Here is an 11756-nt window from a genome sequence, read left to right on the forward strand (position 1 = left end):
GTTTTGCAAATATTCGGTCCGGTGTGCTGACGAGAACGTTTCTGTCATTCTTGAACCTCCCATTAATTTCCTTTATGTTTCCGTAAAAAAACAAAAAAAGGACCACGTCATTCGCTCAGCAATTGCTGAGCGGCACGTGGTCCCTCCCGATCTCCAGACATCATTTTTTAACTTGTGCCTTTATCCTATCACAGATTTTTGACGGCGTGAAGTCCTGAAATGACACATTATTCAAAAAAAATTCAAAAAGTTGTTCTGCCAAAGGATGGAATTTCAAATGAATCCACTAACCTTGTATTTTTCCTTATAGTGGGTATATATTCCGCCTTCTTCAGGAAGAATAACCCTGTAAATCATGCATCATTTTCCACCAGTAAATATCATTTATAACATATGTTTAGCTAAAAAGTACAAATACCCACACCAAGAAATATTCATTTCATTCCTTTTATTTAAAAGCCATTGCTGCGTTCACTGCACGCTTCCAGCCTGCATACAGTTCTGTTCGTTGTTGCTCAGCCATAACAGGCTGGAAGACACGCTCCGTATTTTCATGATCCGTCAGTTCATCCGCACTCGTCCAATATCCAACCGCCAATCCTGCCAGATAAGCCGCACCCAATGCTGTTGTTTCATTCACCGTTGGACGTTCGACAGGAATGCCCAGAATATCACTCTGGAATTGCATGAGGAAATCATTGGCCGCCGCCCCGCCATCCACACGCAGAGCATGCACGGGAATACCCGAGTCGGATTCCATTGCCTCCAGTACATCTTTGGTCTGATACGCCAACGCCTCAAGCGTAGCACGGATAAAGTGTTCCTTCGTCGTGCCTCGGGTCAAGCCAAACACCGCACCCTTAACCTCACTATCCCAATACGGACTGCCCAGTCCCACAAATGCAGGTACCATATAAACACCGTCTGTTGAAGGTACACGTGAGGCGTAATCCTCGCTATCTTTTGAAGAGCGAAGCATTCTTAATCCGTCACGCAGCCACTGAACCGCAGACCCTGCAACAAAAATGCTGCCTTCGAGCGCATATTCAACCTTGCCATTCATCCCCCAGGCAATCGTTGTAATCAGTCCATGATTGGATTGTACCGGGCTCTCGCCCGTATTCATAAGCATAAAACAACCAGTACCATATGTATTTTTCATACTGCCCTTGGTGTAACAGCCCTGACCAAACATCGCTGCCTGTTGATCTCCTGCCGCTCCCGCAATCGGAATCCGATGACCGAAGAAATGATAATCTGTTGTGTGTGCATACACCTCGGATGAACCTCGCACCTCTGGCAGCATCGCCTTAGGAATGTCGAGGATATCCAACAATTCGTCATCCCATTGCAGATCATAGATGTTATAGATCAGGGTACGTGAGGCATTGGATATATCCGTGACATGTGTACCCCCGCTCAGTTTCCAGATTAGCCAGCTATCAATCGTGCCAAACAGCACTTCCCCCTTCTCTGCCCGCTCCCGGGCACCAGGGACATGATCCAGAATCCACTTAATCTTTGTTCCCGAGAAGTAGGGATCGATCAATAATCCTGTTTTGCGACGGAAAAGGTCCCCGAGTCCCTGTGTCTTCAAATCTTCACAGATGTCTGCGGTCTGTCTGGACTGCCATACCACTGCATTATAGATGGGTCTGCCTGTTTCTTTGTCCCATACCACAACGGTTTCCCGCTGATTTGTAATTCCAATCCCGGCAATCTGGACAGGCTTGATCCCGCTCTCTGCCAGACATGAAGCCATCACGGCAAGAATGGAACTCCAGATTTCGTTGGCATTCTGCTCTACCCAGCCCGGCTTGGGGAAATATTGAGGGAATTCCTGCTGTGCAATGTGCACAATCTCTCCGCCACGGTTAAACAGAATAGCTCGAGAGCTTGTTGTTCCCTGATCCAGAGCCAATATATATTTTTCCATACAGACAACCTCCTGTTGTGGGTTCTTTTTACGGTGTAAGCGATTTCTCGAAGTGTCGGATCAGATCTGCGTTGGATGTGGTCACTGCCGTAGCCCCGACGCCAAGCGCAAGTTCAACCTCTTCCGGTGAACGGATCAATCCCCCCGCAATAATGGGTATCCCCGTACGCACAGATACTTCCGCAATAATATGCGGAATGACGCCAGGTAGTACTTCAATATAATCAGGTTGAGTTTTGGCCAGCAAGAGATAACTCTTCTCCAATGCATGGGTATCCAGCAGAAAAATACGTTGAATCGCTGTAATGCCTTTCTGCTTTGCTTTCTGAATGACACTCGCTCGCGTAGAGATCAGTCCTGCCGGGCGAATGTGCTGACACAGATACTCTGCCGCATACTCATCGTTTTTTAAACCCTGAACCAAATCTGCATGCAAAAGTATCTTCTTGTCATACCGCCGCGCCTCGTCCATTACACTCTGAAGCTGTGCAATATGGGTTTCCAGCATCACCCCATAGGTATAAGGGCCTTCAATCATCGCTTCAAACTGCTTCATGCTCTTTGCAGCCGGCAACATACGTTGTCCCTCAAATGGCACCTTCGTTCCTCCCGCATTCATCAGATGACTATATTGTATATTCCGTACTGTGAGAACGGCAAGCCATTCCGTGAATCAGGAAAACCTGATCGCTAACCTATCATCCATACAAAAAAAGCCGCTGCTGCACTTCTCCATAACGGAGAGTACAACAACGACTATTCAGCTAATCGAATACGTCTATTAATAATGATTAAGCCTGCGCATGCGGAAGCAGCGTATCTGCCCCAGCCCATCCATCACTTTCTGCCAAGTGACCGGAACGGTTCACTTTCGTTTGCAGGTACTTTTCGTTAAAAGCAGAGCGATCTCCCCATAGTGGAACACGTCCGCCCACATTCAATCCCGCTTCCTGCAAGGCAGCCAGCTTCCGTGGATTGTTGGTGATCAATGTAACCGGAGCAGAACGAAGCGCACGTAACACAGCAATGGCATCGTCATAATTACGAGCATCGTCCGTGAATCCGAGCTGCAAGTTCGCATCTACCGTATCCAGACCTTCTTCTTGCAAAATGTACGCCATGGCTTTACTGAACAGACCGATGCCACGTCCCTCATGGTTCGCAAGATAGAACAGTGCACCTGCTCCGTGAGCGGCGATCATTTTCATGGATTGCTCCAATTGGAAGCCACAATCACAGCGTTTGCTGCCAAAAATGTCGCCTGTATGACAGATGCTATGCATCCGGATCAGCGCTTCTTGTGCTTCGGCAAAGTCACCATACACCAGAACACTGGATTGTTGACGCTCTGCCAGTTCAGCACTAGCAAGAGATTCGATTAACTCGCCGCTCTCCATCGCTTTGTCCGATTTCATCCAGCTGTACCACTGGAATGTCTTGGTCTCCCCATCGAGGTTAACCGGCAGCTTGATTGGTCCCACCAGGTATATGAACTCTTTTCCACTCGGAAAAGTCTGAATTTTGGGGGCAAGCAGTTGAATAATATGTGAATTGATCATTGTCGTTCCTCCTGTTTAGGCCAACTTGTATGTTGATTGATTCGCATCCAGAGCGAAATTGGATCACTTGGATATTATATAGTACGTATCTATATTATTCTCATCATCATTAGTTACTTTATGTAAGTTAGTTTAGAATAAAAATTATAATGTGTCAAGTAACTTTTATTTTTAAAGTAACTACCCAATTTATGTTACGCAATCGACACAAATATGTGTTTCATTTCAGGAATATTGGGTATGAGTTTATAAACTGCTCATACACTAATGTTGTAGTCCAAAGCACTTCATGCCTCGAACTTAACGATGAGGGGGTAATACACATGATCCGCCGGAAAAGAACATGCTGGACAGCCATACTGATGGTCTGCGTCCTGCTCATAAGCGGATGCTCCATCTGGCCCGGACAGGACGATTCAGCGAACAACAAAAAGGTAACGCTTACATTATGGTACTGGAATCGTTCCATCGATGATAAGTTGATTGCCAGGGCTAAGGAAAAGTTCCCCAATATCGAACTGACAGCTCAGAAAATCGGCGGTGATTTCAAAGCAAAACTCAAAACAACACTCGCTGCACGCTCAGGTGAACCAGACATTGTGGCATTGAACGACTGGATCATGGAGCTATTCCCCAGTGAGGACCGTTTCTATAATCTGTATGATCTCGGTGCAGGAGATATTGAAGACCAATATCTGCCGTGGAAATGGAAGCAAGGCGTTACGCCAAGCGGACAGATGATTGGTTTCCCGATGGATACGGGCCCAACAGCCCTCTTCTACCGAGAAGATCTGTTCAATGAAGCCGGATTGCCATCTGATCCCGAAGACGTTACACGCCAGATCAACAGTTGGGATGCATATGCTGCTGCCGGAGAACAGCTCAAGGAAAAATTCGGAGGCAAGGTTTTTCTAACCGACAATATTGCAACCGTTTACAATCAAGTCATATCGCAGTCTGCGGAGCGTTATTTCCGGCCGGACGGGTCCTTTATCGGCATGGATTCCGCTACTGTGCGCAAGAGCTGGGATACGGCCGTTGCTTTCAAAGAGAAGGGACTGCTAGCCAATGCAGATGGCTGGACTCCAGGCTGGAACGCCGCGATGAATAATGGCGAAATCGCCTCTTTTGTAGGTGCTGTCTGGATGAAACAAGTTCTTCAGGAAGCCGCTCCGGATACATCCGGGAAGTGGCGGGTCGCTCGGGCACCGGGGGGAGATGGCAACAACGGAGGATCATTCCTGTCCATCCTGAAGTCGAGTGAACATCCTCAGGAAGCCTTTGAACTGGTTCGCTGGCTGCAAAGTCCCGAAAATCAACTGGAGCAATATCAGACATTGAACCTTTTCCCTTCTGCACCAGGTGTATTTGATGATCCTGCCATGAAAGAAAAAGAACCTTTCTTTGGTGGACAGGCGACAGGGCCTGTATTTGCCGAATCGGCACAGGATGTGCCGGATGCTTTCTTTGGCGAAAGATACCCATCCGTTCACAACATTATCACCCGGCGGCTGAATGATGTCGCGAAGCAAAATGCCGATCCACAGCAGGTCTGGACGGATACGGTACACCGCGTCGAGCGGGAATTGCAGCGTTAACCTGAAGAACGTGTGGTTTCGTTATCCGCAAAGGAGGAATTCATATGGCTGTAACTGAACCTCGTCTTACTCCCGATCCCGGACATGCAAGACCTGATCTGGATCGGCAGAAGTCACTATGGGCGAGAATGTGGGAACATCGTGCACTTTATGTTGCGATATCGCCGTTTTATATTCTGTTTGCGGTATTTGGGCTGTTCCCAATCGGGTTCTCACTCTATCTGGCTTTTCATAAATGGGATGGCATCGGTGTCATGACGTTTAACGGACTCAACAATTTCAAATACATGCTGACTGATGCCGAGTTCTGGCAAGCCGTGGGCAATACGTTCATGATCTGGATCTATTCGACGATTCCGATGCTCTTCTTCGCCCTGATTATTGCCTTTTTGCTGCATGCACCATTTGTGAAGTTCCGTACCCTGTTTCGGGTCGGTTATTTCCTGCCAAACGTCACATCCATTGTGGCGGTAGCCATAATCTTCGGTGCTTTATTTGCCAACAATTATGGCTTTCTCAATTATCTGTTGCAGTCGGTCGGGCTACCGGTTGTGGAGTGGCTTAATGCACCATGGGGCATCAAAGTTGCAATCTCCTCCATGGTGGTCTGGCGCTGGACCGGATATAACGCCGTCATCTATCTGGCCGGACTTCAGAGTATTCCGCAGACATTATACGAAGCAGCCAAGATTGACGGCGCATCAGCGATACAGTCCTTTTTCCGAATTACAATTCCGATGCTGCGTCCAGTGATCCTGTTTACGGTCATTACATCAACGATCGGGGGTATGCAGCTGTTCACCGAGCCTCAAGTATTGGTAGGTAATGATGGCGGCGCTGGCGCAGCAGGCATGACGATTGTACTCTACCTCTACCGTGAATCCTTCATTAACAATTACTTCGGATATGGCGCTGCCGTTGGTTGGGGCATGTTCCTCATTATCGCCCTGTTCTCGATTGTGAACTGGAAGCTTGTTCAAGGCAAATCATCCTGATGTGACAAGGGGGAGCGCTTATGGCGTCCAAACACCTCAAATCGCTGGTGTTGTATACCGGTCTTATCGGGGGCATGCTCATATCCATGTTCCCGTTCTATTGGCTGATTGTAATGTCTACCCGGACAACGTCCGATATCTACAAGTTCCCACCGCAGCTCTGGTTCGGGGGTGAACTGTGGAATAATATTACGCGGGTGTTACAGCAGATTGACTTCTGGGGTGCCTTTCTGAATACGTTGTTTGTGTCGGGCCTCGTGACCATTCTTGTACTGTTTTTTGACTCACTGGCGGGGTTTGCGTTTGCGAAGTTTGAATTTCCCGGCAAAAAGTGGCTCTTCATCCTGCTGCTCGCCACCATGATGGTACCTTCTCAGCTGTCGCTGGTGCCTTCCTTCGTACTCATGGCTACGTTCGGCTGGGTCGGTTCCTTCAAAGCCCTCATTATTCCGGGCATGGTGAACGCCTTCGGTATCTTCTGGATTCGCCAGTATGCGACAGAGTCGATTCCGAACGATCTGCTGGATGCGGGCCGCATCGACGGCTGTAATTTCTTCCGCCTCTATTGGAACGTGGCGTTGCCGATTCTGCGACCTGCCTTTGCTTTCCTCGGCGCGTTCACCTTTATCGGCGTATGGAATGATTATCTGTGGCCTTTGATCGTCCTGACGGATGAACGCAAATACACGTTGCAGATTGCGTTGTCTCAATTGAACGGACTGTACAACACAGACTATGCCATGGTCATCGCAGGCACGTTGCTTGCCGTCATCCCACTCATCGTGATGTTCCTGTTCATCAGCCGCCAGTTTATTTCGGATATTGCCGCTGGAGCAGTGAAAGACTAAGATTGTGGCATTTTGATCCATCCCTCAAGTCTGATATTCTTATCTATAGATGAAATAACAGATGCCATATAAGTTGGATGAATAGCGCCACGTGCGCGGAGGGGACAGAAAGAGCCTGAAGAAATGGAATTAAAAGTTTTCCAGAGGAAAGCTACTTCGAAAGCATATGCTTCGCATTTACGCGATCGGAAGGCTTTCTGTACCCGAAGTGTTAACGTGTAACAGCATTCATTTCACTTATATATTCAAGAAAGAGGGATGACAAAATGGCTTCTTCACCCTATATGATCGGCGTAGATATCGGCACAACCTCCACCAAGGCCGTCTTGTTCGAACAGAACGGAACCATTGTGGCACAAGGCAGTGCCGATTATCCGCTGCACACCCCCACACCTGCGATTGCGGAGCAGGATGCGGAAGATATTTTCAAAGCAGTCATTACATCGGTTAAACAGGCTACCTCCAAAGCTGGAGGTAAGCCAGAGGACATCCTGTTTGTATCCTTCAGTTCGGCCATGCACAGCATTCTGCCTGTCGATCAACACGGCACACCGCTGATGCGGGCCATGACATGGGCAGATAATCGCAGTGCCGAGTGGACTGAAGCACTCAAATCCGAGATGAATGGTCATGAGATCTATCTGAGAACAGGTACGCCGATCCATCCGATGTCCCCACTCACCAAGATCATGTGGCTCACTCGGGATCAACCGGAACTGTTCCAACAGACACACAAATTCATATCCATGAAAGAATATGTCTTCTATAAATTATTTTCTGAATACGTCATTGATCACTCCATGGCCTCCGCCACCGGACTCATGAATCTGGAGAAACTCGACTGGGATGCAGAAGCGCTGCATGTGGCGGGCATTACGCCAGAACACCTGTCCCGATTGGTCCCAACCACACATGTGCTGAAACATGGATTGCACCCGGAGTATGCCAAGGAGATGGGCATTGCGGTCACCACACCGTTTGTCATCGGGGCAAGTGATGGCGTGCTCTCCAATCTGGGCGTTAACGCCATTGATCCAGGTGTCGTGGCCGTGACCATTGGTACCAGTGGAGCGATTCGTACAGTCGTAGATAAACCGGTGACCGATCCAAAAGGACGTTTCTTCTGTTATGCGCTCACGGAGGATGCCTGGGTCATTGGTGGACCGGTGAACAATGGCGGTGTTATTTTCCGCTGGATTCGGGACGAGTTTGCGGCTTCCGAGGTCGAGACGGCGAAACGACTTGGAATTGATCCATATGAAGTGCTCACTCGTGTTGCGGAAAATGTACCTCCGGGTTCGGAAGGTCTCTTGTTCCATCCGTACATGACAGGTGAGCGGGCTCCGCTCTGGAATCCGAACGCACGTGGCTCGTTTTTCGGCCTGACGCTACATCATAAGAAAGAACATATGATTCGCGCTGCGCTCGAAGGTGTATTGTTCAACCTGTACACGGTCATGCTGGCGATTGAAGAAAAGATCGGTCGTCCGAAAAAAATTCAGGCGACAGGCGGCTTCGCCCGCTCTGAGTTGTGGCGCCAGATGATGGCCGATATTTTCGATCAGGATGTCATCATTCCTGAAAGTATCGAAAGCTCCTGCCTCGGCGCAGCCGTACTGGGCTTGTACGCCCTTGGCCGCATCGATTCCCTGAGTGCCGTCTCCGGCATGATCGGATCAACGCACCGGCACCAACCAGACCCGGACAGTGTCCGTGTTTATCGGGAGTTGCTGCCCATCTTCATCCGCATCTCCCGCAAATTCGAAGAAGAGTATGCGGATATCGCTGCTTTTCAGAATAAGACGATGCAAGGATAATTGCGGCAGGGGATTGCAGGCAGGATGACCGGGGATAGGACGCTGTGAGGAATAGAGGGTCAAAAACCCAGGAAGTTGTTACACGTTGAACGGCCAAACGTTGAGTGAGGAATAGGCTAACGAATCGTAGACGTCTTATTTAAAGCTTTTAACATGTTTTCAAAATCTAACGAACCTGAGACACCTTATATCGGCGTACATGCGCACAAAACTGCTCTAGAACCTAATATGTAGCCAATTAACGTGTCTGTGGTTCGTTAAAAAATTATTTTCTCCAAATATCCTCCAATAGCGCGTCACAGGTTCGTTAGAATTAATACGAGATGCCGTAAGTTAAAGAGGCCCACCCCGCCATGGTTATGTCCATATGGGAGTGGGCTTTTTTTTCATGCACAGACTATATAAACTCTATTTAGATTGGATCAAATTTATCTCTCAGCATACTTGGAGCTTCCCTTTATGTTCTATTAAAGTATCCAGGGGCCGCCACAGCAACCGTCCTAAAATAGAAAAATCTCTTTTCCAGTTCCTGATTCTCTGGTGAAAACTCGGTCAGAAACTCAACTGAATTCAACATTTCTTCGGTCATCACGCTAGGTCTCCACAAAGCCAATTGGATGTCTTTGAAAATAAAAGAAAATCCCAACTCCGCATCGATGTCTCGAGTATATGGTGTCTTACTATCTATTAGCTTAACGAGATCATCAGCCTTTGTTCGAAAAACATCAATATTATCATATGTAAGGACAACATCAGACTCATCAGGTGGATAATCGTGTGGATTACTTACTTCAATGAAATAGAGTTTATGTTCCGAATCATACTCCAATTGGTTATAGAGCTGACTAATCTCCGGGGTGATGCACTCAATGATCTCTTCTACCTCTGATTTACTCATTCCCAACTTAAATGGTCCAATACCAACCATGGGTATGACCTCTAAAGGTTCCATGACGTTTCGGTTCCCAACTTCGTTCATGTAGTTCACTCCTCTTTATTCCAACAAATAAGAATTATAACATTCATCCCTGTATTCTAATCCTACCCTAAAAAGAATGATTGATCATGTTGGGTATAACAAAACCCCACAGCTTGAAAAAACGGTGGAGTTAAGTTTTCCTATCTTTTATTGACTCAGATTTCTAACCACTATAGAAATAAAATCCTAGATTTTAATTATTGATTATACTTGCTGAACGCATTCTGGTCGGCTTGTACATTCTCCAGATACACAATCTGCCCCGCATCATTTACACGCGCGATATCAATGCCTGCTTTGGCATATACCGTTCCGTCCGCCGCTTGTCCGCATACTGCCCAGTTCGTTTGGTAGCTGCCGTCAGGCTGTTGCACCCACGCATCCCACATATGTTTTACATCCTTATTGTATTCGTAGAAAGCTTTCATGAAACCGTCGAATCCTGTTCGACTAGTGCCGTTAAGCACAATCTCTGCGTCAGGTGTAAACAGGGACAATAAATCCTGCATGGCGCGATCGTCTGTAAGTGAAGCATCAAATAAACGGAAATAGTTGTTCAACAGTGTAGTTGTATTTGTAGTACTCATTCATATTCCTCCTAGAATAAAAAGCCGTTTTTCAATCTTTCAGTTCGAATATTTTCGAACTAACTGAAAAGAAATGTATCATACTTCTTATACTCCCCGCAAGGTATAGTTCGAATTTTTTCAAACATTGAAAGGTACAGCCGAATATGCTAACGTCATAGATATGAGAACTCCAACGATACCTATGGCTTCGGAATTGAAACTGACCACGGTCTGCAATGCATTGGGCGATCCGATCCGCATGAAAATTGCACACTGTCTGGCCAGCTCTGGCGAGAAAAACTGTTCCGCCTTCGAAGTAGACCATATTTCCAAATCCACGTTGTCCCATCACATCAAAATTTTACGTGAAGCTGGCGTGATCCAGCCTCGCATTGAAGGTAAACAGCACTTTTATTCCCTACGAAAGGAAGAACTAAACGTACGTTTTCCAGGCCTCGTCGAGATGATTCTGAATACAACCGAGGAATACGCTCATTAAGTGGGTCTGAGATAAAGCATCACATTGATCATGATCGCAATTCCCATAAAGGAGGCTAACCATATGGACAAAAAAGCGGCAAAGATACTGCTGAGCACCTTCTGGGGAGGTGGGGGCTGGAAAACAACCTCTCTACCCTTCTCCGGGGAGGAATTTGAATATGCCAAAAGTAAAGGTGTCATGTTCGATCCACTCACGATCACGCATGACGAGATTGTCCAGCGTCTGTACGACATGCATCAGGATGACTCGTTTAAAGAACGGGTAATTTCGGCCTTTTTACATAGTCTGTCCACCAAAAAAGTCTATCTACGCAGCGCATTATCCAGCTGGGCTTTAACATCGAACATGCCTTTGCATACCTACGCGGAACGCCCTGCCCTTCACCCTAACACCAGTGCATGTGGAGATTGTAACTTCCTGCGTCTGCAGTCAGACAAAGAATATTCCAACATCGACCTAAACGTCCTGAACTTTGAACGGATCAAGTGGGGCGGCGTGCGTCACGGCTGGCTTATCTATTGCCTGATGGATCTGGAATTGCTGCTTCAGGACAACGATGCAAACTATGAAGTAACTCCTGAAGACCAAGCCATCCTGGTCAACCTGCTTGAAGCAGCGCAGACGGAAGATCCCAAGGACAGTGCACGTTCACTGGAGAAGAAGTGGAAGGATCTCTTCCCTTCCAGCAAACAGGAGCGAGATGCCCTGCTGGAAATCTGGGCAGCAGCCGGCATACTGGTTCCTGGAGATAAACCGAGAAAACGCAAAGGTGGTTCCAGCGATTTCGTCTTTGCAGCAACCTGGCAAGGTGATGATGGGTATCATGCAGAAGCCGTAAAACATTATTTCGGCTCCTATCTTCCTCAAATGTGATAAAACCTGAACTTTTGCTCACCTTGACGTGTGTCTGGTTACAATAATGACATCGACAGATTTCCTGTTTAACTCGTATA

At 47.4% G+C, this 11756-nt stretch carries 11 protein-coding genes; 6 read left to right on the top strand and 5 right to left on the bottom strand.

Annotated features, from left to right (window positions below; all coding sequences use genetic code 11):
• Positions 1 to 448: 448 nt before the first annotated feature.
• From glpK to V6669_RS28565, 3 genes are all read right to left on the bottom strand, one after another.
• The gene (gene glpK, locus V6669_RS28555) at positions 449 to 1936 is read right to left on the bottom strand and encodes a glycerol kinase GlpK (RefSeq protein WP_338589055.1); all 1488 of its coding nucleotides are present in this window, start codon (positions 1934 to 1936) and stop codon (positions 449 to 451) included.
• Between the two features lie 28 nt (positions 1937 to 1964).
• Positions 1965 to 2534, bottom strand: a complete 570-nt coding sequence (locus tag V6669_RS28560) for a glycerol-3-phosphate responsive antiterminator (RefSeq protein ID WP_338589057.1) — start codon at positions 2532 to 2534, stop codon at positions 1965 to 1967.
• 193 nt (positions 2535 to 2727) lie between these two features.
• Positions 2728 to 3495, bottom strand: a complete 768-nt coding sequence (locus V6669_RS28565; protein ID WP_338589059.1) for a GTP cyclohydrolase II — start codon at positions 3493 to 3495, stop codon at positions 2728 to 2730.
• Positions 3496 to 3857: 362 nt separating this feature from the next.
• On the opposite strand from V6669_RS28565, the gene V6669_RS28570 reads away from it, so the two are divergent.
• The 4 genes from V6669_RS28570 (at position 3858) to gntK (ending at position 8753) form a co-directional block, all read left to right on the top strand.
• Complete coding sequence (locus V6669_RS28570) at positions 3858 to 5093, top strand: extracellular solute-binding protein (RefSeq protein WP_338595078.1); 1236 nt, start codon at positions 3858 to 3860, stop codon at positions 5091 to 5093.
• Between the two features lie 128 nt (positions 5094 to 5221).
• Positions 5222 to 6088, top strand: coding sequence for a sugar ABC transporter permease (locus V6669_RS28575; RefSeq protein ID WP_036613110.1), 867 nt, complete (start codon positions 5222 to 5224; stop codon positions 6086 to 6088).
• Between the two features lie 20 nt (positions 6089 to 6108).
• Positions 6109 to 6936 carry a carbohydrate ABC transporter permease gene (locus V6669_RS28580; RefSeq protein WP_091035913.1) on the top strand — a complete coding sequence of 276 codons (828 nt, stop codon included), beginning with the start codon at positions 6109 to 6111 and terminating at the stop codon, positions 6934 to 6936.
• Positions 6937 to 7202: 266 nt separating this feature from the next.
• Positions 7203 to 8753 carry a gluconokinase gene (gene gntK, locus V6669_RS28585; RefSeq protein WP_338589064.1) on the top strand — a complete coding sequence of 517 codons (1551 nt, stop codon included), beginning with the start codon at positions 7203 to 7205 and terminating at the stop codon, positions 8751 to 8753.
• Between the two features lie 457 nt (positions 8754 to 9210).
• Here gntK and V6669_RS28590 read toward each other — a convergent pair whose 3' ends face one another.
• Positions 9211 to 9732 (bottom strand): hypothetical protein, encoded by a 522-nt coding sequence (locus V6669_RS28590; RefSeq protein ID WP_338589066.1) that lies wholly within the window; start codon positions 9730 to 9732, stop codon positions 9211 to 9213.
• Between the two features lie 197 nt (positions 9733 to 9929).
• Entirely contained in the window at positions 9930 to 10319 is a 390-nt protein-coding gene (locus V6669_RS28595; protein ID WP_338589068.1) for a nuclear transport factor 2 family protein, read from the bottom strand.
• Between the two features lie 163 nt (positions 10320 to 10482).
• Here V6669_RS28595 and V6669_RS28600 point away from each other — a divergent pair, with 163 nt between their 5' ends.
• Entirely contained in the window at positions 10483 to 10800 is a 318-nt protein-coding gene (locus V6669_RS28600) for a metalloregulator ArsR/SmtB family transcription factor (protein ID WP_338589070.1), read from the top strand.
• A 63-nt stretch (positions 10801 to 10863) separates the two neighbouring features.
• The gene (locus tag V6669_RS28605) at positions 10864 to 11676 is read left to right on the top strand and encodes a hypothetical protein (protein WP_338589072.1); all 813 of its coding nucleotides are present in this window, start codon (positions 10864 to 10866) and stop codon (positions 11674 to 11676) included.
• The last annotated feature ends 80 nt before the right edge of the window (positions 11677 to 11756 follow it).

It is taken from the genome of Paenibacillus sp. Y5S-9, from assembly GCF_036894235.1.
In the GTDB taxonomy this organism is placed as follows: domain Bacteria; phylum Bacillota; class Bacilli; order Paenibacillales; family Paenibacillaceae; genus Paenibacillus.

Bases quoted from the DNA above. Each gene is read 5' to 3' on its own strand.
- glpK (WP_338589055.1), bottom strand. From the start codon at position 1,936: ATGGAAAAATATATATTGGCTCTGGATCAGGGAACAACAAGCTCTCGA.
- V6669_RS28565 (WP_338589059.1), bottom strand. From the start codon at position 3,495: ATGATCAATTCACATATTATTCAACTGCTTGCCCCCAAAATTCAGACT.
- V6669_RS28570 (WP_338595078.1), top strand. From the start codon at position 3,858: ATGGTCTGCGTCCTGCTCATAAGCGGATGCTCCATCTGGCCCGGACAG.
- V6669_RS28575 (WP_036613110.1), top strand. From the start codon at position 5,222: ATGTGGGAACATCGTGCACTTTATGTTGCGATATCGCCGTTTTATATT.
- V6669_RS28580 (WP_091035913.1), top strand. From the start codon at position 6,109: ATGGCGTCCAAACACCTCAAATCGCTGGTGTTGTATACCGGTCTTATC.
- gntK (WP_338589064.1), top strand. From the start codon at position 7,203: ATGGCTTCTTCACCCTATATGATCGGCGTAGATATCGGCACAACCTCC.
- V6669_RS28590 (WP_338589066.1), bottom strand. From the start codon at position 9,732: ATGAACGAAGTTGGGAACCGAAACGTCATGGAACCTTTAGAGGTCATA.
- V6669_RS28595 (WP_338589068.1), bottom strand. From the start codon at position 10,319: ATGAGTACTACAAATACAACTACACTGTTGAACAACTATTTCCGTTTA.
- V6669_RS28600 (WP_338589070.1), top strand. From the start codon at position 10,483: ATGAGAACTCCAACGATACCTATGGCTTCGGAATTGAAACTGACCACG.
- V6669_RS28605 (WP_338589072.1), top strand. From the start codon at position 10,864: ATGGACAAAAAAGCGGCAAAGATACTGCTGAGCACCTTCTGGGGAGGT.